The sequence below is a fragment of the Methylobacterium sp. 001424705 genome, from assembly GCF_059816145.1.
Genome location: NZ_JCBANU010000016.1, coordinates 35,011 through 58,213, shown reverse-complemented (window position 1 = coordinate 58,213; position 23,203 = coordinate 35,011). Strand labels below are relative to the sequence as shown.

The 23,203-nt window shown below is 71.2% G+C and carries 22 protein-coding genes; 10 read left to right on the top strand and 12 right to left on the bottom strand.

The features are described from left to right. Positions 1-58: 58 nt before the first annotated feature. Together AC6EUL_RS13470 and gntA are read right to left on the bottom strand one after the other, a co-directional pair. Positions 59-682, bottom strand: coding sequence for a DUF1989 domain-containing protein (locus tag AC6EUL_RS13470; RefSeq protein WP_056355381.1), 624 nt, complete (start codon positions 680-682; stop codon positions 59-61). Next, on the bottom strand, positions 672-1,370 hold the full coding sequence (gntA, locus tag AC6EUL_RS13465; protein WP_499870628.1) for a guanitoxin biosynthesis heme-dependent pre-guanitoxin N-hydroxylase GntA: 699 nt from the start codon (positions 1,368-1,370) through the stop codon (positions 672-674). Before gntA ends, AC6EUL_RS13470 begins: the two co-directional genes overlap by 11 nt. 208 nt (positions 1,371-1,578) lie before the next feature. Between gntA and AC6EUL_RS13460 the strand changes: the two genes are divergently transcribed. The 3 genes from AC6EUL_RS13460 to AC6EUL_RS13450 all read left to right on the top strand — a co-directional run bounded on the left by AC6EUL_RS13460 (position 1,579) and on the right by AC6EUL_RS13450 (position 4,410). Continuing rightward, entirely contained in the window at positions 1,579-2,805 is a 1,227-nt protein-coding gene (locus tag AC6EUL_RS13460) for an App1 family protein phosphatidate phosphatase (RefSeq protein ID WP_499870626.1), read from the top strand. A 217-nt stretch (positions 2,806-3,022) separates the two neighbouring features. Beyond that, positions 3,023-4,162: an HPP family protein gene (locus AC6EUL_RS13455; RefSeq protein ID WP_056274259.1), complete on the top strand. Its 1,140-nt coding sequence runs from the start codon at positions 3,023-3,025 to the stop codon at positions 4,160-4,162. A gap of 110 nt (positions 4,163-4,272) precedes the next feature. Beyond that, the gene (locus AC6EUL_RS13450) at positions 4,273-4,410 is read left to right on the top strand and encodes a hypothetical protein (RefSeq protein ID WP_499870624.1); all 138 of its coding nucleotides are present in this window, start codon (positions 4,273-4,275) and stop codon (positions 4,408-4,410) included. Between the two features lie 103 nt (positions 4,411-4,513). Here the strand turns inward: AC6EUL_RS13450 and AC6EUL_RS13445 are convergent, their stop codons facing one another. Then, the gene (locus tag AC6EUL_RS13445; RefSeq protein WP_499870622.1) at positions 4,514-4,945 is read right to left on the bottom strand and encodes a hypothetical protein; all 432 of its coding nucleotides are present in this window, start codon (positions 4,943-4,945) and stop codon (positions 4,514-4,516) included. A gap of 745 nt (positions 4,946-5,690) precedes the next feature. Here AC6EUL_RS13445 and AC6EUL_RS13440 point away from each other — a divergent pair. Further along, positions 5,691-6,044, top strand: a complete 354-nt coding sequence (locus tag AC6EUL_RS13440; RefSeq protein WP_056493156.1) for a cupin domain-containing protein — start codon at positions 5,691-5,693, stop codon at positions 6,042-6,044. 4 nt (positions 6,045-6,048) lie between these two features. On the opposite strand, the gene AC6EUL_RS13435 is transcribed toward AC6EUL_RS13440, so the two are convergent. The 4 genes from AC6EUL_RS13435 to AC6EUL_RS13420 all read right to left on the bottom strand — a co-directional run bounded on the left by AC6EUL_RS13435 (position 6,049) and on the right by AC6EUL_RS13420 (position 8,823). Continuing rightward, the gene (locus AC6EUL_RS13435; RefSeq protein ID WP_056213414.1) at positions 6,049-6,852 is read right to left on the bottom strand and encodes a hypothetical protein; all 804 of its coding nucleotides are present in this window, start codon (positions 6,850-6,852) and stop codon (positions 6,049-6,051) included. Positions 6,853-6,907: 55 nt separating this feature from the next. Then, the gene (proC, locus tag AC6EUL_RS13430; RefSeq protein WP_499870619.1) at positions 6,908-7,741 is read right to left on the bottom strand and encodes a pyrroline-5-carboxylate reductase; all 834 of its coding nucleotides are present in this window, start codon (positions 7,739-7,741) and stop codon (positions 6,908-6,910) included. Then, on the bottom strand, positions 7,738-8,241 hold the full coding sequence (locus AC6EUL_RS13425) for a type III secretion system chaperone family protein (protein ID WP_055957499.1): 504 nt from the start codon (positions 8,239-8,241) through the stop codon (positions 7,738-7,740). The genes proC and AC6EUL_RS13425 overlap by 4 nt, the downstream gene beginning before the upstream one ends. 303 nt (positions 8,242-8,544) lie before the next feature. Next, positions 8,545-8,823: an accessory factor UbiK family protein gene (locus tag AC6EUL_RS13420; protein ID WP_499870616.1), complete on the bottom strand. Its 279-nt coding sequence runs from the start codon at positions 8,821-8,823 to the stop codon at positions 8,545-8,547. A gap of 298 nt (positions 8,824-9,121) precedes the next feature. Here AC6EUL_RS13420 and AC6EUL_RS13415 point away from each other — a divergent pair, with 298 nt between their 5' ends. Beyond that, complete coding sequence (locus AC6EUL_RS13415) at positions 9,122-9,850, top strand: response regulator (protein ID WP_056213417.1); 729 nt, start codon at positions 9,122-9,124, stop codon at positions 9,848-9,850. After that, the gene (locus AC6EUL_RS13410) at positions 9,847-11,280 is read left to right on the top strand and encodes an ATP-binding protein (RefSeq protein WP_499870613.1); all 1,434 of its coding nucleotides are present in this window, start codon (positions 9,847-9,849) and stop codon (positions 11,278-11,280) included. The genes AC6EUL_RS13415 and AC6EUL_RS13410 overlap by 4 nt, the downstream gene beginning before the upstream one ends. A gap of 104 nt (positions 11,281-11,384) precedes the next feature. On the opposite strand, the gene AC6EUL_RS13405 is transcribed toward AC6EUL_RS13410, so the two are convergent. Together AC6EUL_RS13405 and AC6EUL_RS13400 are read right to left on the bottom strand one after the other, a co-directional pair. Beyond that, entirely contained in the window at positions 11,385-11,654 is a 270-nt protein-coding gene (locus AC6EUL_RS13405) for a hypothetical protein (RefSeq protein WP_056213152.1), read from the bottom strand. A 245-nt stretch (positions 11,655-11,899) separates the two neighbouring features. Further along, entirely contained in the window at positions 11,900-12,556 is a 657-nt protein-coding gene (locus AC6EUL_RS13400) for a glutathione S-transferase family protein (RefSeq protein ID WP_056213154.1), read from the bottom strand. Between the two features lie 374 nt (positions 12,557-12,930). Between AC6EUL_RS13400 and AC6EUL_RS13395 the strand changes: the two genes are divergently transcribed. Beyond that, positions 12,931-14,145 (top strand): polyhydroxyalkanoate depolymerase, encoded by a 1,215-nt coding sequence (locus AC6EUL_RS13395; protein WP_499870610.1) that lies wholly within the window; start codon positions 12,931-12,933, stop codon positions 14,143-14,145. Positions 14,146-14,349: 204 nt separating this feature from the next. Here the strand turns inward: AC6EUL_RS13395 and AC6EUL_RS13390 are convergent, their stop codons facing one another. From AC6EUL_RS13390 to AC6EUL_RS13380, 3 genes are all read right to left on the bottom strand, one after another. Further along, complete coding sequence (locus tag AC6EUL_RS13390) at positions 14,350-16,113, bottom strand: ABC transporter ATP-binding protein (RefSeq protein WP_056213159.1); 1,764 nt, start codon at positions 16,111-16,113, stop codon at positions 14,350-14,352. 255 nt (positions 16,114-16,368) lie between these two features. Beyond that, a complete protein-coding gene (locus AC6EUL_RS13385; protein WP_499870607.1) occupies positions 16,369-17,721 on the bottom strand; it encodes an MFS transporter in 1,353 nt (450 codons plus the stop codon). Next, positions 17,718-18,551, bottom strand: coding sequence for a PRC-barrel domain-containing protein (locus AC6EUL_RS13380; protein WP_244476399.1), 834 nt, complete (start codon positions 18,549-18,551; stop codon positions 17,718-17,720). Before AC6EUL_RS13380 ends, AC6EUL_RS13385 begins: the two co-directional genes overlap by 4 nt. 403 nt (positions 18,552-18,954) lie before the next feature. Here AC6EUL_RS13380 and AC6EUL_RS13375 point away from each other — a divergent pair, with 403 nt between their 5' ends. From AC6EUL_RS13375 to AC6EUL_RS13365, 3 genes are all read left to right on the top strand, one after another. Continuing rightward, entirely contained in the window at positions 18,955-19,332 is a 378-nt protein-coding gene (locus AC6EUL_RS13375) for a hypothetical protein (protein WP_056213166.1), read from the top strand. A gap of 534 nt (positions 19,333-19,866) precedes the next feature. Then, entirely contained in the window at positions 19,867-20,607 is a 741-nt protein-coding gene (aqpZ, locus tag AC6EUL_RS13370) for an aquaporin Z (RefSeq protein ID WP_056213419.1), read from the top strand. 236 nt (positions 20,608-20,843) lie between these two features. Continuing rightward, positions 20,844-23,000, top strand: coding sequence for an FUSC family protein (locus AC6EUL_RS13365; RefSeq protein ID WP_499870604.1), 2,157 nt, complete (start codon positions 20,844-20,846; stop codon positions 22,998-23,000). Positions 23,001-23,203: the final 203 nt, after the last annotated feature.

The window sequence follows — 23,203 nt, the reverse complement described above, 5'->3', positions numbered from 1 at the left end:
GGAGAGGGGGCGCCGGGCGCCGCCCATAGCACGAGCGCGGCCCCGTCGGGCACCCGCTTCAGAGGCGGGCCGGGTCGATGCGGTAGCGGATCGGCTTGAAGCTGTTGTTGTTCGATTGCAGGGCCGAACAGGCGGTGAGCCCGATCACGAGGTCGCATTCCGCCTCGAAGGTGACGTGGTCGCCCGCCCGACTCAGGGGTGGCTCGACCTTCAAGTCGCCCGTGCCGCCATCGACGGTGACGTTCATGAACACGTTGAAGGCCACCGGGATCCGGTCCGGCACGACGCCGTAGGGCGCCAGCGCCGCCGCGAGGTTGCCGAAGCAGCCCCGGTGCGGGTGGGTGTCGCCGTAGATGATCCGGAAGGTGTCGGCCGAGCACGGGGTCAGCAGGAAGTCGTGGCGGCCCACCGTGTCCGCGACGATGCGCAGGAGCACATTCGAGCGGTTGGAATAGATCGGGTCGCCGGTGGTGAGGTAGATCCGGCTGGCATAATCGAGGGTCCGGCCCGAGGAGATCACCTCGTCGAGGTCGCCGCGGACGAAGGCGAGGAGGTCGGCCACCTGCTCGCCCTGCGGGTCGATCACGGTGAGGCGCTCGCCCTTGTCGAGGGTGAAGGCGACGCCGGAGCGCGGCGCGATCTCGTGCAAGGTCGATGGGTGCGGGCGGGGCTCAGGCGGCATCGCGGTCCTCCGCGTCGCGGCCGCGGAACGGGCAGACCCAGTCGGCGTCGACGGCGCGGCCGCTGTACTGGCGCGCCTCCGAGGCGTCGCCATGCCGGGCGAGCATCGGGTTGATCGAGCCGGCCAGCGCCTCGTCGCGCGAGAGGATCGCGCTGCGCAGCTTCTCGTAGCGCCCCTCGGCGCGCAGCTGCTCGAACTGGGCGCGCAGGTTGAACACCAGGACCGGATGCGGGAAGCGCCGGGCCGGCCGGCTGGCACCGGGATGCATGCCGACCACGAAGAACGCCTCGCCGCCGAAGGAGAGGGAGAAGTGCGGGTCGTTCGGGTCGGCCTCGACGCGGGTGTCGTAGCGCTGGCCGAGGAACGCGTCCTTGTCCGACAGGGACTGCACGCGGTCCCAGAGGTGGCGCTCGAAGGCCTCCTCGCCGAGGTCCGTCGGACCTTCGAAGATCACGGCGAAGCTCTGGAACAGGTCGGGCTTGGCCCGGTAGCGGCAGATGAAGGCGAGAAGGGCGGGATAGAGCCGGGGATCGTCCCAGCTCGAGGCGATGCTGCGCGCCACGACGATCTTCATCTGGCCCTTCGACAGGGCCGATTTCGCGCCGACGCAGGGGAAGGGCTGGCTTCGGATGAAATCCTGGAACTCCACGGCCAGGGGATGGCCGCTGTCGTCGGTGGGGAGATGCATGGAGACTCGACGCTGACAGCACCCGGAACGCAGGGTGCATGGGGTGAACCGGAGGGACATGGCCGAGTTCCGTTCGCGCGACGGCATGGCACGCATGCTCCACAGCCCTCCCGGCGACGGCGGCGATGCCCCGCGGCGAACCTTTGCCGGCGCCGAGCATTGAACCGACGATGTCGAGACGGGGCCCCACGACGATGGCGACGCAACCATGACCGGCCGACAGGGGGTCGCCCGGTTCGCGAAAGGCACCCTGCGGGCGTTGCGCCTGCTGGCCAAGCCGGTTCGACGGTCTCAAGGCCGCGCCGGGACGGTGGTGGAAACTTATCGGGGCTACGGCTCCCGCGACGAGGTCTTCCTCATCGGCCGGGTCTTTCGGCAGTCGAGCCGGGCGGCCGACGCGCCGGACGAGGGCTGGGCCGCCGAGCTGCGCGACATCCGGCGCCGCATCACCCGCCGCACGGTGGCGGGTGCCGCGCTCACCGCGCGCTTCTTCGGCTGCGAGGAGCAGGTCGTCACCGACCGGGACGGCTACTTCCGCGTCCACCTGCGCCCGAACCTGCCCGCGCCGCCGCAGGCCTCCTGGCACAGCCTGGAGCTCGATCTGGCCGGCCCCGAGCCCGTGCGGGCGAAGGCGCAGGTGTTCATCCCCTCGGTCGATTGCCGGCGGGTGGTGATCAGCGACATCGACGACACGATCATGCACACGGGCGTGGCCAACAAGGTCAAGATGCTCTGGCGGCTGTTCGTGGAGGATGCCGAGAACCGGGTCGCCTTCCCGGGGGCCGCCGCCCTGTACCGGGCGCTCTATGCCGGGCCGTGCGGGGCGGAGGGCAATCCCATGCTCTACGTCTCCCGGGCGCCGTGGGGCATCTACGACATGCTCAGCGAATTCTTCGTCATGCATCGGATCCCGGTCGGGCCGGTGCTCTTCTTGCGCGAATGGGGTCTGTCCTGGACGAGCCCGCTGCCGCGCCGGGCCGAGGATCACAAGCGCCACCTCATCGACCACATGCTGACGCTCTACCACGACCTGCCCTTCGTGCTCATCGGCGACAGCGGCCAGCACGATCCCGAGGTCTACGCGGGCATCGTCGCGGCCTATCCCGGCCGAGTGGCCGCGGTCTATATCCGCAACGTCTCGCGGGATGCGGGCCGGCTGGAAGAGATCGCCAAGCTCGCCGAGGCGGTGGAGGCGGCCGGCAGCAGCCTGGTTCTGGCCGCCGACAGCCTCGCCATGGCCGAGCATGCCGCCGAGCACGGCCTGATCGCCCACGCGGACGTGGCCGATGTGGCGCGGGAACACGGGACCGTGCCGGAAACCCGCCGTCGCGCCGGCCGCATCCGCGCCCGCGGCCTGCGCAAGATCCTGGGCGGGGCCGGGCCGACGCCGCCCAACGTCATCGTCGAGCCCGGCCGGTCCGATCCGCCGGCCTGAATCCGCCATCGGAGTGCCGGCTTGCGCCGAACCGGGCCGGTCTCCGGAAAACCGCTCGCCGCCCTACGCAGGGCTCTGCCGTCGAGGTGGGCAATCTGCCCGAACCGTTTGCAATTCTGACCTCGCCCTGTAAGGTCGCACTGGTATACCAGAGACGTCGGCCTGCATTTTCAGCGTTCGCTCGTGCAGCGCGCGCATCGCGAGCGAGGGGGAGAGGATGTCAGACCCTACCGGTCCCGACCGCCCGGCCGGCGCGCTGCTGGGCGCCCGTCTGTTCCGGCCGATCCTGGCCGGCGCCACCCTGCGCGAGCGCCTGATCGGCTGCCTTGGCGCCCTCATCGGCATCGCCCTGACGGGACTCGTGACCGGCTGGATGGTCGGGCAAGGCCCATACATTCCCCTTATCGTGGCGCCCATGGGGGCCACGGCGGTGCTGCTCTTCGCCGTGCCGGCGAGCCCCTTGGCCCAGCCCTGGCCGATCATCGGCGGCAACACGATCTCGGCCCTGATCGGCGTGACCGCCGCCCACTTCATCCCCAATCCGGTGCTGGCCATCGGGGTCGGCGTCTCGCTGGCCATCGCGGCGATGTCGTTCACGCGCAGCCTGCATCCGCCGGGCGGGGCCGCGGCGCTCACCGCGCTCATCGGCGGCCCGGCCATCGCCTCCTCGGGCTTCCTGTTCCCCTTCGTGCCGGTCTGCCTGAACTCCATCATCCTGGTCAGCCTCGGCATCGCCTTCCACCGGATTTCCGGGCGCACCTATCCGCACGTCCCGTCGGCCCCCCCGGCCAACCTGCACGGCACGACCGACCTGCCGGCCCCCATCCGGGTCGGCTTCAACGCCCGCGACGTCGACGCCGCGCTCCTCAACCTCAACGAGACCCTCGACATCGACCGCAGCGACCTCGACCGGCTGCTGCGGGAGGTCGAGAGCCAGGCCCTGGTGCGGGCGCACGGGGCCCTGGACTGCGGCGCGGTGATGTCCCGCGACGTGGTGACGATCGGCCTGCACGAGTCGCTCGCCCGGGCACGCGACCTCCTGCTCCGGCACAACATCCGGACCCTGCCGGTGGTGGACGAGGCGGGCCGCCTCGCCGGAACCCTGGGCCTGCGCGAACTGGCCCTGCGCGGGGAGGGCAGCCTCGCGCAGGTGATGTCCGAGGCGCACACGGCCCGGGCGGCCGAGCCCGTGCTGAGCCTGGTGGAGCCCCTGACCAACGGGCACGCGCATGCGGTGGTGGTGACGGGCGAGGACCGCCGGATCCACGGGATCATCACCCAGACCGACCTGCTCGCCGTGCTGACGCGCCTCGCCTCCGCCAAGGCCTTCGACGCGAGCCCGGCCGCGGCGGCCTGAGCGGGGCAGGGGCCGGCGGCACTTGGTCCGACACTTCGCCCCGGGCGCTTGGCCCGGCGCTTGGCCCGGCGCTTGGTCCCGGGCGCGTGGCGCGGTTGTTGCGAGGAGACGTGCTCCCTCGCACCGAAGCCCACGGGTTCGAGTTGATGCACGACGCGCCGCTTCTCCTCCACCTCCTGTACGCCACCCTGATGGTGGCCAGCATGATGCTGACCTGGCAGGTCCATCGGCTCCTCGGCCGGGCCTGACGGATGATGGCCGGCAGGCGTGCCGGCCGGCTGCGTGGTCCATTACGACGGCAGGGGGCCCCGCCGTCGCCGGTCGACGCACGCCCCGCACCGTGCACCTGTCTTAGGGAGCCAATCGGAAACTGGCGCTCTCGATCGTCTCCGGGTCGTTCATGGTGAGCCGCCATTCGCTGTGCGCGGCAGAGAACATGACGGTGAAGACATCGCTGTCGTCGACGCGGGAGATGCCCTTGAAGGCGATCGACACGAGGTCGCCCCAGAACCTCACCGTCCTCATGTTGTCCGGCAACTGCTCCTTGAACGCCCGTGCGAGCGGCTTGCTCATGCGCGCGAGTTCCGGGCTGCCCCGCTGGGTCGCCTCGATGATCCGACGCAGAGCCGCTTCACTTCCAGGGGCCGGCGTATTCGCAGCCTGCCGCGCCTCCCGCCGTGCCTCGATGGCGTTCGCCCGGTCTTCCCTGATCCGCGGAGAGGTCTGTTCAAGCCCGTTCTGATGAAGGATGACGGCAGTCGCGGTGCCATCCGGACCGACCATAAAGCTGATCTGTGCCTGGATATTGCGATTTCGATAGAAAATTTTCGACTGCTTTCCGGGATGATCGAGTAAAACGACTGTCCCGTGAGGCGAACGATGAGATCGTTCGCGTCCCGCTGTACAACGATGATGGTCTTGGGAGTCAGTTCGTAGAAGGCGACGTATCCGTCCACGACCTTTGGATCGATCCGGACTTCCGTTCGTGGACGCGCCTGCCCGATCCTGAGCCGCTCCATGCGGTCTTTGTCGGTCTCCGTCCGCCCCTCGGTCAACCGCCGGACCTCCGCCCGGAGCCGGCGCCAACTGGGGAAACCGTAGTCACGGGCGAGATCGCGTTGCGCCGTCGCGAGCTGCGCTGTCGGGTCGGCGGCGCGCATCTGCTTCAACCGAGACTTGGCTTCATTTCGCAGGTGTTCGAGGTTGGGGCGGTCGGGGAGTGCGCGGGGGCAAGCGCCGCTCGACGGAAGCGTAGCCGTCATCGAATCCTTCCTTCCTCAGCGCCCTTTGTCCGCGTTCTCGGGCAGGAAGTCGGGGAATGATCAGACGACGACGAATGGGCTGAGCCCTTCACGCGGACCGTTGGCCTATCCTGAGGCCGAGGCGATGTTAGGATCAGGTCCGCAAAACGACGAGAGGGGCCGCCACCCGTCCATGGTGGACCCTCACGGGCCAGTCGGGCAAATCCGGTTCCGGCCGCTCATGTCGGAACCCTTCTTCAGTCGCCCAAACGATCAGGATCCGCCGCATGACCCGCCCCGCCCACGCGGGCAACCTGCTCGCGAACCTGCCCGACGCCGCGGCGGGCGAGGTCTTCACCGAACTCCTCGCGCGGCCGGGCTGCCGGATCGAGCGCATCGTCTCGCAGGGCCAGGTCACGCCGCCGGACGAGCCCTATCGCCAAGCCCACGACGAGTGGGTGCTGCTCCTCGCGGGTGCGGCCCGTGTCGCGCTGGCGGGCGCTGAGGTCGCGCTCGGGCCGGGCGATACCCTGTTCATCCCGGCCGGGTGCGTGCACCGCGTCACCTTCACGGATCCCGACCGGCCGACGGTCTGGCTCGCCGTCCATCTCGGCGAGACCGATTGCCCGGCCGGGGCCTAGGGCCTCAGATCGCCGCGGCCGGGTCGCCGCCGAGGGGATTGCCCGCATCCTCGTTGCGGTCGTCCGCCGCGTGCCGTTCCCGGCGCGCACGGCCGCCGCGGTCGAGCAGCGAGCGGCCGAGCGCCCGGAAGGGGGCCGTCAGGCGGCGGGCATCGTCGGCGCGCTCCATGAAGCGCTCGCCGTTGCGGATCTCCTTGTCGAGGCGCGCCATGGTGCGGGCCAGGGCCGGATCGTCGTCGTCCAGCCAGACCTCCACCGTGCGGGCGAAGGCGATGACCACGCCCTGGAGCTTGAGGCGGCCGAGCGGACCCTCGGTGTTGATGCCGGCGGCGGCCAGCATGAAGCGGTGCGAGTTCAGCGCGACGCCGTTCAACGCCAGCATCGAGAGCGGATCGCCGCGCAGGGCGTAGGAGATCCGGCGCAGGGCGTCCTTGTAGGGCGTCATCGCGTCGAGGCGGCGCATCAGCACGTCGAACAGGCGCTCGCGGGTCGGCTCGTCGGCGAGATCGGCGGTGTCGCCCTCCAGCACCGCGCGGTCGATGAGGCGCGACAGGCCGCCGAGTACGGCGCCCTTCGAGGGGAACAGGTCGCGGAACTCCGCCAGCGTCAGGCCGGCCTCCCGGGCGATGTCGCCGATCTCGATGTCGTTCCACGGCTGCTCGGCGGCGAGGCGCATCAGCGCCTCGACGGCCGCCTCGCGCGGGGGCAGCGCCTTCTCGGGCGCTGCGGTCGCCACCGGCAGGGTGTCGGCGGAGTCCGTCTCGGTCGTCTGGGTCTCGGGCTTGGGAGAGCCGGGGCGTTTGGCCATGGTCGTGCGATCCTCGTCCAATCAGGCCTTCATGTAGGGTCCCGCGGCCGGATCGTCAGGTCCGGCTCAGCCCGCGAGGGCCCCGGCGCGGCGCCGCGTCCACGGCCTCGCGCATCAGGTCCGGCAGGCCGCCGCTGCGCATCAGCACCGCGAGGGCTTCGGCGGTGGTGCCGCCCGGCGATGTCACATCCTGGCGCAGACGCGCGGCGTCCCGGGGATCGGCCGCGAGGAGCGCGGCGGCCCCCGAGACGGTTTCGCGGGCGAGGCGCGTGGCCATGTCCGCGGGCAGGCCGGCGGCGATGCCCGCCTCGGCCATCGCCTCGGCCAGGAGGAAGACGTAGGCGGGCCCGGAGCCCGACACGGCCGTCAGGGCGTCGATCAGCCCCTCGTCGTCGAGCCACTCCACCAGGCCGACGCTGGCGAGGAGCGCGTGCGCCTGCGCCCGCTGCCCGTCATCGACCTCCGGGCTGGCCACCGCGCCGGTGGCCCCCCGTCCGATGCTGGCGGGCAGGTTCGGCATCGCCCGCACGATGGCGCGGGCGCCGGGCAGGCGGTCGCGCAGGTTGGCGATGGTCTTGCCCGCCAGCACCGACACCACCAGGGTTCCGGGACCGATCAGCGGCGCCAGCGTGGGCGCTGCGGCCTCCAGCCCCTGGGGCTTCATGGCGAGCACGAGGGCCTCCGCGACCGGGGGCGCGGCGGGGTTCAGGGCGAGCCCGCGCGCGGCGCAGAGCGCCTGCAGTTCGGGGGAGGCCTGCGGATCCAGGATCGTGGTCCGGGCGGGGTCGAGCCCCCCCGCCAGCCAGCCGGAGAGCATGGCGCCCCCCATCTTGCCGGCCCCCACCAGAGTGAGGGAGGCGGGGAGGGCAGCGTCGACGGGCGTGCTCACGCCTCGCCTTCGGTCTCGAACAGCACCGCGTCGAGGGCCTCGCGGGCGGACTTGCCGGCCCAGAGCACGAACTGGAAGGCCTGGTAGTAGCGCTCGCAGGCATCGACCGCCGACTTCAGCATCATGGTGCACTGGCCCTGGGTCGGGGCCGCGCCGCCGGTCAGCAGCAGCGAGTGGCGGAACATCACGACGTTGTCGGTGGACCACAGGTCGAAATGCCCGACCCACAGCTGCTCGTTGACCAGGGAGACCAGCGTCAGGATCTCGGTGCGCCGGCGCTCCGGCACCTTGAGGTCGAAGGCGGAGGCGACGTGGAGCGCCTCCACGTCCTCGATCCAGGTGAAGGCCACGTGGTAGTCGGCCCAGCGCCCGGCGACGGAGACGGACATCTCGTCGGTCTCGGCCCGGTCGAAGATCCAGTCGCGCAGCGACGCGAGGCGCTCGACGATGTCGAGGGGATGCTCGTGCCGATCGTGATCTTCGATGTGGAGTTGGGTCATGGCGGTCCAGTGTGTCGATCTCGTCGAAGATCGGCGAAGTCGTTGTGAAACGCGCTCCGGTGACCGTCGGCCCTCTGTTCCGGACTTGCTCCACGCCCACCCGGACGGGTGTGGCAGGGAACGATTCTGTTCGGTTCAGGGCGTTTCGGGGCAGGAGCGAATCAGGTCATGACCCACTATAGACCGTGCCGGACTCGCGTTTCAAAGCGGCCCGGGAAGCCGGTGAACAGGAAAGCGACCGTCCACCGTTCCTTCCTGTGCACAAGCGTGGCGGGGCCGGAGCCCCCGCGAATCAACCTGGAATCAGATCGCCTCGCTGGCTCCGGCCACGGGCTCGGGGCCGAGTTTCGCCTCGAGCGCGGTGATCCGGGCGGCCAGGGCGTCGTTCTGGCTGCGCAGCGCCGAGACGAGGTCGCGCAGCACGTCGAGCTCCTCGCGGGAGGCGATGTCCATGTCGCGGATCAGGCGCTCGACCTGGGCCTTGAACACCGTCTCCGCCTCGCGGCGCACGCCCTGCGCGGCGCCGACGGCATCGGTCATCAGGCGGGCGAAATCGTCGAACAGCCGGTTCGAGCCTTGCATCGTCGTCTCCCGGAGCAATGAGGCCGCCATCCGTCCGTGACGGCCACGAGACCGGCGCCTGTGCGGCACGACATAAGAATCCCCGCGCGTCCCGGCAATCCGCGCCGGTGCTTCGGGAGCCCCGACGGGAATGTTTCCGCCGTTGTCCGATGGGGCCGCGCGAAACAGGCGTTTACAAAATCCTGCCCCGCCAGCCCTTCGAACTCCGGGCGTGCCGGCGCATAGTCGCGCGTTGACAGATCCGCAGGAGAGCCGGGCACCGGCCCCGGATGCGGAGGGAGCCGCGATGCTCGGGACCATGACGCAGACGACCACGACCCATCCGCACATCCTTCTCGTGGAGGACGACCGCGAGATCAGCGCCCTCGTCGCCCGCTACCTGCGCGCCAACGAGTGCCGGGTCAGCCTCGCCGGGGACGGGGCAGCCATGGACAAGGTCCTGGCCGATGCCCGGGTCGACCTCGTCGTGCTCGACCTGATGCTCCCGGGCGAGGACGGTCTGAGCCTGTGCCGACGCCTGCGCGCCACCTCGCGCATCCCCATCCTGATGCTCACCGCCAAGGCCGAGGAGATCGACCGCATCATCGGCCTCGAGATCGGCGCCGACGACTATCTCGGCAAGCCCTTCAACCCGCGCGAGCTCCTGGCACGCATCCGCGCCATCCTGCGGCGGGGCTCGGGCACGGAGGCCGAGGCGGAGGAGGGCGTACGCCGCCTCCACTTCCTGGGCTGGACCCTCGACGTCTCCCTGCGCCAGCTCCTCAGCCCGGAGGACGCGCGCATCGCCATCACGGGGGCGGAGTTCGACCTGCTGCACGCCCTCTGCCTGCGTCCCGGCCGGGTGCTTTCCCGCGACCAGCTCCTCGACCTGACGCAGGGGCGCGCCGCCGGCCCGTTCGAGCGCAGCATCGACGTCCTGATCAGCCGCATCCGCCAGAAGATCGAGCCGGATCCGCGCAACCCGGAGATCATCCGCACCATCCGCTCCGGCGGCTATCTGTTCACGCCCGAGGTCACCCGCACATGAGGCCCCCCTGGAGCCGCCTGCGCGCCCTCGTGCCGTCGAGCGTCGCCGGGCAGATCGCCCTGCTCATCGTCGCCGCCGTGGTCCTGGCCCACGCCATGGCGACGCTGGCCTTCTTCACCCTGCGCGAGCCCTGGCGGCCCGACGACCATCCTGGCGTCGCCGCGAACCGCCTCGCCACCGTCGCCCGCCTCCTCGACGGTGCGAGCCCGGCCGAGCGCCCGGCGCTCCTGGCCAACGCCGCCCGGATGCTGCCGACCCTGCGGATCGAGCCCTGGGACGCGACCGATTCCGGGGCCGCCGCCACGGAGCCGGCCGGCGGCGATCGGATCGGCGATCATTTCGTGGTCCAGCGTCTGCGCGACGGCTTCGGACGCCCCCTCGCCATCACCGACCTGTCGGCGGCCAAGCGACCGGCGGAGGCGCCCGCGGGCGTGCGCGTGGGCCTCGCGACGCCGGGCGGCGCCCGGCTCTCCGCCCTGGTGCCGGACGACGACCGCCCGCCCATGCGGCAGGGTGCGATCATCTTCACCTTCGTGTTCCTGGGCGTGGCCGTCTCGCTGATCTGCCTCTGGGCCACGCGGGCGCTGACGGCGCCCTTGGCGCGCCTCGCCGAGGCCGCGGACGTGTTCGGCACCCGCATGAACCTGGTGGATCTGCCCGAGAACGGCCCGCGCGAGGTCGTCGCCCTGTCCCGCGCCCTCGACCGGATGCGGGCCCGCGTGCGGCGCCTGATCGACGACCGCACCCAGATGCTCGCGGCCATCAGCCACGACCTGCGCACCCCGATCACCCGCCTGCGCCTGCGCGCCGAGTTCATCGAGGACGATCACGCGCGGACCATGACCCTGCGGGACCTCGACCAGATGAACGGCCTCGTGGAGGCGGCCCTGTCCTTCGTGCGGGACGGCCACGGCCCGGAGGGGGGCGCGAAGATGCTGATCGACCTCGCCTCCATCGTCCAGACCGTCGCCGACGAGTTCGCCGATATCGGCGCCGACGTCCGGGTGGCCGAGACCCGCCACGTGCTGGTCCAGGGCCGACCGGAGGAGCTTCAGCGCGCGATCATGAACCTCGTGGACAACGCGGTGAAGTATGGCGGCGCGGCGCGGCTGACGGTGACCCAGACCGAGCGCGGCGTCGCCGTGGAGGTCAGCGACGACGGCCCCGGCATCCCGGAGGCGGAGCGGGACGCGATGCTCCAGCCCTTCGTGCGTGGCGACCGGGCGCGCAACCTCGACACCGCCAGCGGCTTCGGCCTCGGCCTGTCCATCGTGCTCGCCATCGCGGATTCGCACGAGGGTCGCTTCACCCTGCGCAACCGGACCCCGCGGGGCCTCACGGCGCGGATCGAATTGCCGCGCGCCGCCACCGCCCAGGCGACCCCAGCGGGCGTCACGGTCGATGCGGACCACCGCGCCGCCGCCGCCTGATCGCGCCGGAGGGGCGCAGAAGCAAAGAAGGCCCGCCCCTCCCGGGGCGGGCCTTCTTCGCGAGGCCGGCGCTCCGCGCCGGCTTGCGTCACCCCGTCAGGGCGTCAGCAGCGCGGGCCGCCCGAGGTCTGGCCGTATTGCTGGACCGGGAAGTTCTGCTGGTTGGCGTTGCCCTGGCTCGCCGAATTGTCCGCACAACGGCCGGTCACCGGGACGTCGTAGGAGCGGATCGACCCCGTCGTGATGTCGTCGTAGCGCGAGGCCGGCACATCGCCGTAGGTCGGCGCGACGCGATCGAGCGCGAAGCTGCCGGTCGCCGGGGCCGCAACGGCAAGAACAGTCGCGGCGGCGAGGGCGAAAAGACGATGTTTCATCGAAAGAATATCACTCTTGTGTGAGACGAGGACCGTATGTCCCTGCGTCTCGACTGCGGTGAGCGTCATATGGGACGCGTCCGACCGGGACGACGTGCCACCGCGCACGTAGGCGCGGCGGGGCGCCGACGCGGCGCCCCGGACCCTTGTGGCCCCGACGTCGGGGAGCTTTGGAACGCGGAGCTTCGGGACCCGGAGTTTCTGACCTCGGAGTTTCGGACCTCGGGGCCTCAGAGCTCGGGACCTTAGAACTCCATGTCGAGTTCCTCGATCTCGTCGGGCTCCCGCGCCGCGTCCGCCGCCCATTCCGTCATCAGCGGCCAGGCCAGGATGGTGTCGCGATAGGCCTCGGTCCGGCGCGGCAGGCTCACGTCGTAGGTGCGGAACCGCGTGCAGACGGGGGCGTACATGGCATCGGCGAGGCTCGGCGTCTCGCCGAACAGGAACGGGCCGTCGTAGCGCCCCAGGCACTCGTCGACGATCGTGATGATGCGCTCGATATCGCCGCGCGCGCCGTTGAAGACCCTGAAGTTGGCGTGGCGCGCCTTGAGGTTCATCGGCAGCGCGGAACGCAGGTTGATGAAGCCGCCATGCATCTCGCCCGAGATCGAGCGGCAATGGGCGCGCGCCACCGCATCGGGCGGCAGGAACCCCGCCTCGGGACGGATCTCGTTGAGATACTGGGCGATGGCGAGAGTGTCCCAGACGATGATCTCGCCGTGGACCAGGCGGGGCACGAGGAACGACGGCGACAGGTGCAGCAGCTCCGCCCGGGTGGAGGCGTCGTTCCCCGACAGAAGCTCCGTCTCGAAGTCGAGGCCGGCCATGCGGCAGACCAGCCAACCCCGCAGCGACCACGACGAGTAGTTCCGGCTTGAAATCGTCAGCGTTGCCGCGGGCATCGATCCGTCCCCCCTGTTGGTCCCTCGCCAACACGTGATCCAAGACTTGTGCCGCCCGAGGCCCCGACACGCAGGATGTTTCCGGTTCACCCGCCGCATGCTCGGCGGACACGGGAGCTTTTTCCCACCGTGACGGTTGACCTTTCACAGTCACGACCACCGGCGATCCGTTGTTCACCTGTTATTCCGATGCGACGTGCGACATGTCTCCGGTGATGCATACGCACAACAACCGCAGGATATCACACGTTAAGGCCGTTGCGTCCGGGCCCAGCCTGCCGCAGCCTAGCGCCCCATCGTCGGCGGCTCTGCCGTCGCGCCCGCTTGCCGCGGACGATCTGCGATTTGACCGTTCGCGTAGGAGTTCGGGCTGCATGCTCTATCGTGCCTTCGATGCCCAGTCGGATCTGGCGGAGCAGACGCGCGCCTGGGGACGGCTCGTCCACGACGCCGTTTCGCCCTGGACCGCGGCCGGCTTCAAGGAGCCGTTGAGCTGGTGGTCGGCCGGCGCCCGGATGATGATGCGGGCCGGCTTGACCTTCTCGCGCCCCGCCTACGGCATCGACAGCGTGACGGTGGGCAACCGCGAGGTGCCGGTGACCGAGGAGACGGCGTTCGCGACGCCGTTCGGGACCCTGCTGCGGTTCAAGAAGGACATCGACACTGATCAGCCCCGCGTCCTCGTGGTGGCGCCCCTGTCGGGCCATTTCGCCACGCTGCTGCGCGGCACGGTGCGCACCCTGCTGCCCGATCACGACGTCTACATCACCGACTGGCACAATGCCCGCGACGTGCCCCTCGAGGCCGGCCCCTTCGGCTTCGACGACTATGTCGACCACCTCGTGCAGTTCCTCGGGGTGATCGGGGAGGGGGCCCATCTCGTCGCCGTGTGCCAGCCGGCCGTGCAGGCTTTGGCCGCCGCGGCCGTGATGGCGCATTCGAAGGACGTGGCGCATCCCCGCAGCATGACGCTGATGGCCGGCCCGGTGGATTGCCGGATCTCGCCGACCTCGGTGAACCACCTCGCCACCTCGAAGCCGATCGCGTGGTTCGAGAAGAACCTGATCGCCACCGTGCCCGAGCGGCACAAGGGCGCCGGGCGGCGGGTCTATCCGGGCTTCATGCAGGTCTCGGCCTTCGTCTCGATGAACGCCAAGCGCCACGTCCAGGGCCATGCCGACCTGTTCTGGCATCTCGCCAACGGGGAGACTGCGAAGGCGCGCCAGATCGAGGGCTTCTACGACGAGTATTTCGCCGTCCTCGACCTCGCAGCGGAGTTCTACATCGAAACGGTCAAGACCGTGTTCCAGGATTACACCCTGGCCAAGAACGAACTGACCTATCGCGGCAATCCGATCGACATGGGCGCCATTCGCAAGACCGCGCTCATGACGGTCGAGGGGGAGCGCGACGACATCTGCGCCGTGGGCCAGACCATGGCGGCGCACGACCTCTGCTCCAGCCTGCCGCACCACATGAAGAGCCATCACCTCCAGGCCGGCGTCGGCCATTACGGCGTCTTCTCGGGCCGCAAGTGGGAGAGCCAGACCTACCCGCTGGTGCGCAACTTCATCCAGTCGCACAACTGAGCCGACGGCGTCCCGCCGGACCATCCCGACGGCGCGGGCGACCGCGCCGAACGGTTTCGCGCGCGGCCGAACCGCTCGGATCGCGGTGCGCGCCCAGGAGCCCGCCCAGCGGGGCCGGCTTTGCATCCCAACGGCGAAACGCCCTCCCCGCGGGGGGAGGGCGCCCGGTCGGTGTCGACGGTCGGGTGCGTCGTCCCGCGCGCCTCAAGCGGCGGCGAGCGCCATCGACATGGATTCCTTCTTCATCAGCTCGCGGTAGAAGCCGTCGAGGTGCGTCAGCTTGTCGGGCGACCCGTCCTGGATGATGCGGCCGCCTTCCAGCACCACGATCCGGTCGAAGTCCCTCAGGGTCGAGAGGCGGTGCGCGATCGCGATGACCGTGCGGCCCTTCATCAGGTTCGCGAGGGCATGGCGGATCGCCTCCTCGGACTCGGCGTCGAGGGCCGAGGTCGCTTCGTCGAGGAGCAGGATCGGCGAGTCCTTGAGGATGGCCCGCGCGATGGCGATGCGCTGGCGCTGGCCGCCGGAGAGCTTCACGCCGCGGTCGCCCACGATGGTGTCGAAGCCCTCGGGCAGCGCGTCGATGAAGTCGGTGCAGTGGGCGGCGGCCGCGGCCTTCCAGACGTCCTCGTCCGACGCATCGGGCCGGCCGTAGCGGATGTTCTCGCGCAGGGTCCGGTGGAACATCGAGACGTCCTGCGGCACCACCGTGATGGCCTCGCGCAGGGATTCCTGGGTGATGCGCTGGATGTCCTGGCCGTTGATCAGGAGACGGCCGCCCTGCGCGTCGTAGAAGCGCTGCAGCAGGGAGAACAGGGTCGACTTTCCGCCGCCCGACTTGCCGACGAGGCCGACCCGCTGGCCCGGCTGGATCACGAGGTCGAAGTCGGTGAAGACACCGCGCCCGTCCGGGTAGGAGAAGGCGACGTGGTCGAAGGTGATCTCGGCCCCGGTGCCGGTGAGGGGCTCCGCCTCCGGGTGATCGATGAGGTCGTGGGGCTGCAGCAGCGTGTGGAGCGCCTCCGAGAGACGGGCGGTGTGCTGCGTCGCGTCCACCAGCGCCACGGCGAGGTCGCGGGTCGCGGCGAGAATGCGGATGCCGAGGGTGCAGACGAGCACGACCTGGCCGTTGGTCGCCTGGCCCGCTTCCCACATGGTGATCGCCCAGTAGAGCAGGCCGAGCACCGCCAGCACCGTCAGGATGGCGTGCACGATGCGCAGCTTCTCGAGGTAGAGCAGCGACGAGCGGCGCGAGCGCATCTCCTGGCCGATGGTCCCGTCGAAGCGGGTATACTCGCGCTTGAAGGCCGAGAAGGCCCGGACCAGCGGCATGTTGCCGACGAGGTCGACCATCTCGCCGTCCACCGAGGCGGCCTTGGCGGCGAAGTCGTGGTGCAGCGGCTTTCCGGCCGCCGCCATCTTGAACATCAGCAGCACGACGGCGGCGAAGATGCCGGCCAGCACCAGGGCCATCGTGAGGTTGACGGTGGCGATGTAGAGGATCGAGCCGAAGGCCGCGACGCAGGGCGGCATCACGTTGAACACGAACATGTTCTCGACCGTGAAGATCGCGTTCGATGTGGCGGTGATGCGCGAGGCCAGGGTGCCGGGCTGCCGGTCGGCGAAGAAGGTCGGCGAGTGCCCGGTCATATGCCGGAACAGGTCGCGCCGGATGTCGCCGGTGACGCCCACGAAGGTGAACGAGCCGACGAGGCTCGCCACGCGCCAGAGCATGTTGTCGGCCGCGATGAAGGCGATGAGAAGGGCGAGGGCGCCCCAGATCAGGCCGGCCTGCGGACCCTTGCTCAGCGCATCCACGACGCCCTTCAGGGCATAGTCCGTGCTGACGGAGAAGCCCACGGCGCCGAGCACGGCGCACAGGATGACGAGGTGCGGCAGGGCGCGCCGGCGCAGATAGCGTCCCACGAAGGCGAACGGCCTATCGGCATAAACGCAGAGGTCTTCCATCGCGGTGACCGTCCCGGTTTCGAGGCCCGCCCGGACGTAGGGTGGACCGGCTACTGTTAAGGCGTCCTCGCGGACCCTGGTTTCCCGCGCGTGCCCGACACAGGTTTCGGAGCCCCCCGGACTCGCAACGCGAAGCGGACGCAAGCGTTGCAGTGTCTGGCGGAGGTTTGCGCGTTTTAGCGTGCAAACCTGAACGTCGCTTGAGCGGCAAGCGAATTCGATGCCGCCCGGATCCGTCCGCGGACCCGCCCGAGGTTACACCGCGGGGTCGCGGCGCGTCTCGGGCATGATGAGCGCCACGAGGGCGAAGGCCGCGAAGCCCACGATCGCGAGGCCCAGGAACGCGGTGTGGCTGCCGAGCCGATCCGCCATCACGCCGGCGAGCGAGGTGGACAGGGCGGCGCCGATGCCCATGGCGGTGCCGACCGCGCCGAGGGCGAGGTTGAAGTGGCCGGTCTTGCGGGTGGCGTCCGAGACCACGAGGGGCACCATCACGCCGAACACCGCCGCCGAGATGCCGTCGAAGACCTGCACCGCCACGAGGAGTTCCGGGCTGTCGACGTAGGCGAAGAGCAGCCCGCGGATCGGCAGGGCGGCGAAGCCGAGGAGCAGCAGCGGGCGGCGGCCCCAGCGCTCGGCCAGCCGCCCGATGGTGGGCGCCGACACCGCAAGGACGACCTGGGGCACCACGATGCAGGCGGCGATCAGCGCCGTGGCGGTCTCGCTGGCCCGCAGGGTCAGCATGCTGCCCACGAGCGGCAGCATCGCCGCGTTGGCGAGGAAGAACAGGGTCATGCAGGCGCCGAAGCACAGGAGCGCGCGGTTGGTGAGGAGGGCGCGCAGGCCGGCCTCGCCCTGGCCCGCGCCGGCGGTCCCGCTCGCCTTGACGTGGGCCGGCCCGTCGATCTCCTCCGGGCGGATCCGCGACAGCGCGATCAGGGTCGGCACCATCAGGGCCGCGGTCAGGTAGAACACCGCGTCGTTCGAGAGGTAGTAGCCGCAGGCGCCCATGCCGGCGGCGGCCACGGCATTGCCGAGGGCCGAGAAGCTGGCATTGCGGCCCAGCCGCTCGCCCGCCCGGGCATGCCCGACGAGGCCGATGCTGATCGCCGCGATGGCGGGGGTGAGGATGCAGCTCGCCGCCGAGTGGGCGGCCATGGCCAGGAGCACGACGAGGAAGTTCGGCCACATCGCCAGCGCGAAGGCGCTCAGCGCGATGGCCACGACCGAGAAGCCGGCGGCGAACCGGCGCGCGTGCACCGCGTCCACGAAGGCGCCGCCGGGCACCTGGCCGAGCAGGCTCACGAGGCTCCCGACGGTCAGCGCGAAGCCGATATCGGACTGCGTCCACTTCGCCTGGGTGAAGTAGACGGCCAGGAACGGGCCGAAGCCGGTCTGGAGGTTCGCCACGAAGAACGCGAACCCGTCGAGGCCGCGCGTGCTCCGGCGCGAGATCACCTTCATGTCGGCAGGGTTCTCCGCTGCCGTCGCCGACGGGGCGTCGTCCGTGAGGGCGTCGCGGCGCGGGAGCGACCGCGGCCGGAACTCCGGACGCGCCACCTCCCGCGGCTTGAGGGCCCGGCGATCCTTCGGAAGCGGGACCGTCATCGATCCGGCGACTTCTCGGCCGGTTTGTCCGGCGCTTTCTCAGGCGCCGGCGCGGCGACCGGGGCGGGCGGCATCGTGGCGGCGGGCGCGGTCGTCGGGGCGGGACCGGCGGCCGGAGGCGACGCGACGGGCGCCGGCGGCGCGACCGGACCCTGGACCGGGGCCGCCGCCTGCTCGCCCTCGGCCGGAGCGGCCGGGCTCGCCGGGCCGAGCACCACGATCGGCTCGCCCGGCTTGTATTCCGGCGAGACGCGGACCTGGTTGCGGCTGAGCTGGAGCACCGGCCGGCTCGCCTTGCCGTCGGTGGTGAAGCGCATGGCGCGCCAGTCCACCGCGATCTTGCGGGAGCCGACGCCGAGGAAGCCGCCGAAATCGATGATGGCCGCGCGCGGACGCCCGTCCTTGTCGAGGATGATGTCGATGATCCGCCCCATATCCTCGCCGGTGGAGCTGCGCACGGCCTTGCCGAGGACGCCCTCGTAATCCTGGGTGTCGAGAACGGTGGCGGGCGTGCCCGTCGCGGGCGCCCCGGCGGCGGGCGCGCTCGGCGCGGGCGGGCCGGCCACGGGCGGCGTCCCGGGCGCCGCCGGCTGGGCGGGCGCCGGGGCAGGAACCGGAGCGGGTTGCGCGGGCGCTTGAGCCGGCTGCGCTTGGGTTGGCGGCGCCGGCGTCGGGACCGGGGCGGACGCCGGCGGCGTGGACGAGCCCGTCGTCACCTCGCCGGAGCTCGGCGCGGCGTCCTTGCCCGGCGCGGCCGGGGTCTCGGCGGCCGCGGAGGCGGCCAACAGGGTGATCGTCGCAGTGGCGATCATCCGGACAGTTCTGAACACGCGCGTTCCCCGAATGGTGCGTCTCGCCGGCCTGACACAATGGAAGCTTGGGCGGCGGGTTCCGCCTGACGGGCGGTTCCGGCCTCATTGCGCGTGGACCAAGGCGAAGTTGTGGATGGGCGGCAGGAAGGGACGCGCGAGCGGCGTCCCTTCCTGCCGATCCCCGGGGAGGGATGACACGGACCCCGGGGACAGCAGGACGACGCGATCGCGCGCAAGAAACGGACCGGGCTGCGACCGATCTGGGTTCCGAGACCAGCACTCTGGCACCGGGCCAAGCGTGGCCGCAATCCTCTTGCGCACCGGAGCGTGTCTGGTTTTCGACAAATCTGCGTCGTACAGAGGCGAATAGCTTGCGTGGGCGTCCGAATGCGGTCGCCGGTGTTACCGAGGACCAGACCCGATGTCCCTTCCGTCCAGAGCCTGCGCCGTCGCGCTCGTTGCCGCCGCGCTCGCCGGGTGCCAAGCGCTCGGCGGCGGCGGCGGCGTGATGCCCGAGACGGAGGTCGGGCCGCCGCCCTCCATGCGCGGCGCGGTGCCGGGTCCCCAGCGCAGCCGCTCCGCCGAGGTCGACCCCGACGGGGGCCCGCTGCAGACCGCGCCGACGCGCCGCCTCAACCTGCCGAGCTCCGCCGGCGGCCAGAGCCGCGCTGCCGCGAACGAGGAGCGCCGGATCCGCCGCGAGGACATCGAGGGCGAGACCACGAGCCGGTCGAGCTCCGGCGGCCTCGCCCCCCAGATGGGGCAGGGCGGCAGCGTCGGTCTCGGCGGCAAGTTCTGACGACCGGGTTCGTTCTGACGACCGGGACCTGAGGGCCGAGGTCGGAACGTCCACGTCCGAAGGTCCGGCCCCGCGACGCCGCCCAGCCTCGCGGGGGCCGGCCTCGCGCGGGTGTCGCGCCGCGTCGGGGCGCGCCTCCTGACCCCGAACCGAAACCCGCGGAGGCTCCGGCCCTTACCCGACGGGAGTGCGAGGAGATCCGCGCGGCGTCCGAACAATGCGGACCCGACGCCGTGACTGATGGACGTCACCCCGTGGGGGATGGCCCGCGCGCCGGCCTTCCCCCGATCCTGTTCAGTCTTCGGTCCGGTTCGTGGTCGCCGACAACTGCAACACGAAAGGTTTCGGCCCTGGGCGGATGCGTGACAATTTGATTGTCCGGCGCCGTTGCTGTCGTCCTGCGACTGTGTAATCCTGAGATCGTGCGCCGCTCGCGCGGCGGCGGAGGAGATTCGGTCTCGCGTCGTGCCGGCGATGGCGGCGAACCCGCCATGGGACGAGTGCCTCGCGACCCTGCGAGCGGGAGGCATCGTCATGGATCACGATACGATGCGGCGGGCGACCGCCGAGTTCTTCGGAACGTTCTGGCTGACCTTCGGCGGCTGCGGCGCCGCGATCCTGTCGGCGGCCTTCCCCGAACTCGGGATCGGCTTCCTCGGGGTCGCCCTGGCCTTCGGACTGACGGTGCTGACGATGGCCTACGCGGTGGGGCACATCTCCGGCGGGCACTTCAATCCGGCCGTGACCCTCGGGCTGTGGTCGGCCCATCGCTGCGCCAACCGGCACGTCCTGCCATACATCGTCGCCCAGGTGACGGGCGCGCTCCTGGCGGCCGGCGTTCTCTATTCCATCGCCTCGGGCAAGGCCGGCTGGGTCCCTAACGGGTTCGCGGCGAACGGATACGGAGATCTCAGCCCGGGCAGATACAACCTCGCGGCCTGCCTCGTCACCGAGGTCCTGACGACGTTCTTCTTCCTCGTCATCATCGTCGGCACCACCTCGAAGGGGGCTGCGACGGGCTTTGCCGGCATCCCGATCGGGTTCGCCCTGGTGCTGATCCACCTGATCTCGATCCCGGTGACCAACACGTCGGTCAATCCGGCGCGCAGCACCGGTCCGGCCCTGATCGCGGGCGGGGAATACGTGGCGCAGCTCTGGCTGTTCTGGCTCGCGCCGATCGTCGGTGCGATGGCGGCGGGCGCCATGACGCGCTGGCTCTATGAGCCCGCGGACGTCGTGGACACGACGGTGGTCGAGAAGGGCAGCGCGATCTGACCCCGGCCACCGGCGCCGGGCGCTGCGGGCGACGGAAGGCTCCCGCGTCACGCAGGGCTCCCGTGCCGAGCCCGGCGGTTCCACGCGGGGCGCAGACGCCCTAGATCGCGGAGGTATGGCGGGCCTGCGCCCGCCGGGAGTCCCCCTCGTCCGCGATGCCCTCGTCTTCCGCCCGGTCCGCTCCCGGCCCGTCCGATCCCGCCCCGACCAGCCCCGCGGCCGGCCGACGCCGGCGGATGCGCGCGGCCGCCTTCCTGCGGGGGCGCGGGACGCTGACCAATCCGGGGCTCGACCTCACGCGCCTGCCGATCGGCCTCGACCCCCGCGGCCTCAGCCTCGTCGACGGGGTGCGGGCGGCCCTGGCCTTCGGCCTCGTCATCCTGCTGCACGAATGGTTTCCCTGGCCGCCGCTCCTCACCGTGGCGCTCGCCGCGAATCTCGCGTGCTTCGCCGATGCGGGCGGGCCGATGCGCTCGCGCCTCCTCGTGCTCACGGTCTTCTCCCTCCTCGGCGGAATGATCTGGGGGCTGTTCGGCCTGATGCAGCCGCTGGGGCCGGTGCCGGTGGTGCCGCTCGCCGGCATCGTCATCTTCGGCTGCACCTATGCCCGGGTCTGGGGGGTGCAGGCCCAGGCCGCCGGCAACGTCCTGGTCCTCGTCCTGTGCTTCGCCCTGGACCGGCCGCTCACGCCCGACCAGGCCCTGGTGGCCGGGCTGGTCTTCACCGCCGGAGGCCTCTGGGCGACGCTGCTGGCGCTCCTCCTGTGGCGGCTTCACCCTTATCGCCCGACGCATCGCGCGGTGGCCGAGGTCTGGCGCCGCCTGACCCGCCTCTGCGACGATCTCGAGGACCTCGCCTCCCTGGCCTGGCCGGAGACGCTCGAGACCAGGACCGCCCCCCGGGGCGTCGCCCGCCAGATCTTCGACCGCCAGACCTTCGACCTGCAGGCCTTCGACCGCCACGCCCGAGCCCATCGCCGGGGCGTGCGCGAGGCGATCGAGCAGGCCCGCACGGTGATCGTCGACCTCGCCCGCAGCCGCGAGCGCATCTCCGACCGCACGGCCCAGGCCCTGATCCGCCTGGAGGCGGCCGAGCAGATCTTCGCCGCCCTGATCGCGGTCTCGGACCTGATCGAGGGCGAGCCGGACCCGCGCCGGCGCCGCATGGTCCGCCGCTTCCTGCGCCGCCTGCGTCCACTCCTCGGGGTGATCGCGCGGGCCATCCGCGACGACAGCGTGATCGACCTCGCCCGCCTGGACCGGGCGATCGACCGCAGCACCCGGCGCCTCGCCCATGACCGCGGGCTGCACGATCTCGCCACCCGCATCCTCGACCGCGTCCGCATCGGCGCCAAGCTCTCGACGCCGGACGGTTACCGGCCCGGCGGCGCCCTGCTGGGCCGGGCGAGCCTCCCCCTCGGGACCCGGCTCCTCGGGCCGCTCAGCACCAACTTCACCGTCGCCTCCGCCAACCTGCGCCACGCCGTGCGCGCCACCGTGGTGGCGGCCCCCGCCCTCTGGGCGACCCTGGTCTGGGCCGGACCGTTCGCCCACTGGCTCACCATGACGGTGGTGCTGACGATGCAGCCGTTCTACGCCGCCACCTGGCAGCGGGCCCTGGAGCGGATCGGCGGCACGGTGCTCGGCGGCCTGATCGGGGCCATTCTCGCGAGCTTCGCCACCTCGCCCCTGGCCCTGGCCGCCCTGGTCTTTCCCTTGAGCATCATCGGCTTTGCCGCCCGGCAGGTCAGCTACGGCGTCTTCATCGCCTGCCTGACCCCGCTCGTGGTCCTCCTCGTCGAGGTGGTGGAACCCGGGCACGGCTCCTGGGAGGTGGCGGGCATGCGCGCCCTCCTCACCCTCCTCGGCGGCCTGATCGCGGTGGCGAGCGCCCTCGTGCTCTGGCCGATCTGGGAGCCCGACCAGGTGCGCCTCGAGCTGCGCAGGGCGGTGCGGGCCCATGCGGCCTTCGCCCGGGCGGTTCTCTGCGCCGGACCCGAGGCGGAGGCCAGCGGCCTGCGGGCCCAGGCCGCCCGGGGCGCCGGCCTCGCCCTCAACGACCTCGAAGCCGCGCTCGCCCGCGCCCTGCAGCAGCCCCGGGCCGGGCGACACCCGCAGGTGGAATCCGCCATGGTGGCGGACGCCACCCTGCGGCGGATCTCGGCCCGCCTCACGGCCCTGCGCTACGCCGTCGAGGTGGCCGAACCCGAGGCCCTCGCGGCCTGGAGCGGCTGGATCACCGCGACCCTGGCGAGCCTCGGGGGCGAAGGCGAGGAGACGCCACCGCCCATGCCCGCCGTGCCTCGCAGCGAAGGCCTGACCCGCCTCGTCGCCCAGATCGAACTGCTGGGCGAGACCCTGGCACCCGCCGCGGCGCGGAGCCCCCGCGGGTAGGCGCCGGCCCATCGTCCGGCGCCCCCGACCAGGCCCGCCGGCCGGCCGCACGATTCGTGCGGTGCGGCGCGCGTGCCGGGCCGCTCGCGAAACCGTGATCGATTTGCCACATCCGGCCCGTCCGAGGCCGTCCCTGGTATCCCAGAGGCCCGAAAATCGGACCGGGATCACAGGACGCCGAACCACTTAATCCAAAATTAACC

Coding starts and splice junctions, on each gene's coding strand:
- AC6EUL_RS13470 (WP_056355381.1), bottom strand. CDS start 682: ATGCCGCCTGAGCCCCGCCCGCACCCATCGACCTTGCACGAGATCGCG.
- gntA (WP_499870628.1), bottom strand. CDS start 1,370: ATGCATCTCCCCACCGACGACAGCGGCCATCCCCTGGCCGTGGAGTTC.
- AC6EUL_RS13460 (WP_499870626.1), top strand. CDS start 1,579: ATGACCGGCCGACAGGGGGTCGCCCGGTTCGCGAAAGGCACCCTGCGG.
- AC6EUL_RS13455 (WP_056274259.1), top strand. CDS start 3,023: ATGTCAGACCCTACCGGTCCCGACCGCCCGGCCGGCGCGCTGCTGGGC.
- AC6EUL_RS13445 (WP_499870622.1), bottom strand. CDS start 4,945: ATGGTCGGTCCGGATGGCACCGCGACTGCCGTCATCCTTCATCAGAAC.
- AC6EUL_RS13440 (WP_056493156.1), top strand. CDS start 5,691: ATGACCCGCCCCGCCCACGCGGGCAACCTGCTCGCGAACCTGCCCGAC.
- AC6EUL_RS13435 (WP_056213414.1), bottom strand. CDS start 6,852: ATGGCCAAACGCCCCGGCTCTCCCAAGCCCGAGACCCAGACGACCGAG.
- AC6EUL_RS13425 (WP_055957499.1), bottom strand. CDS start 8,241: ATGACCCAACTCCACATCGAAGATCACGATCGGCACGAGCATCCCCTC.
- AC6EUL_RS13420 (WP_499870616.1), bottom strand. CDS start 8,823: ATGCAAGGCTCGAACCGGCTGTTCGACGATTTCGCCCGCCTGATGACC.
- AC6EUL_RS13415 (WP_056213417.1), top strand. CDS start 9,122: ATGACGCAGACGACCACGACCCATCCGCACATCCTTCTCGTGGAGGAC.
- AC6EUL_RS13410 (WP_499870613.1), top strand. CDS start 9,847: ATGAGGCCCCCCTGGAGCCGCCTGCGCGCCCTCGTGCCGTCGAGCGTC.
- AC6EUL_RS13405 (WP_056213152.1), bottom strand. CDS start 11,654: ATGAAACATCGTCTTTTCGCCCTCGCCGCCGCGACTGTTCTTGCCGTT.
- AC6EUL_RS13400 (WP_056213154.1), bottom strand. CDS start 12,556: ATGCCCGCGGCAACGCTGACGATTTCAAGCCGGAACTACTCGTCGTGG.
- AC6EUL_RS13395 (WP_499870610.1), top strand. CDS start 12,931: ATGCTCTATCGTGCCTTCGATGCCCAGTCGGATCTGGCGGAGCAGACG.
- AC6EUL_RS13390 (WP_056213159.1), bottom strand. CDS start 16,113: ATGGAAGACCTCTGCGTTTATGCCGATAGGCCGTTCGCCTTCGTGGGA.
- AC6EUL_RS13385 (WP_499870607.1), bottom strand. CDS start 17,721: ATGACGGTCCCGCTTCCGAAGGATCGCCGGGCCCTCAAGCCGCGGGAG.
- AC6EUL_RS13375 (WP_056213166.1), top strand. CDS start 18,955: ATGTCCCTTCCGTCCAGAGCCTGCGCCGTCGCGCTCGTTGCCGCCGCG.
- aqpZ (WP_056213419.1), top strand. CDS start 19,867: ATGGATCACGATACGATGCGGCGGGCGACCGCCGAGTTCTTCGGAACG.
- AC6EUL_RS13365 (WP_499870604.1), top strand. CDS start 20,844: ATGCGCGCGGCCGCCTTCCTGCGGGGGCGCGGGACGCTGACCAATCCG.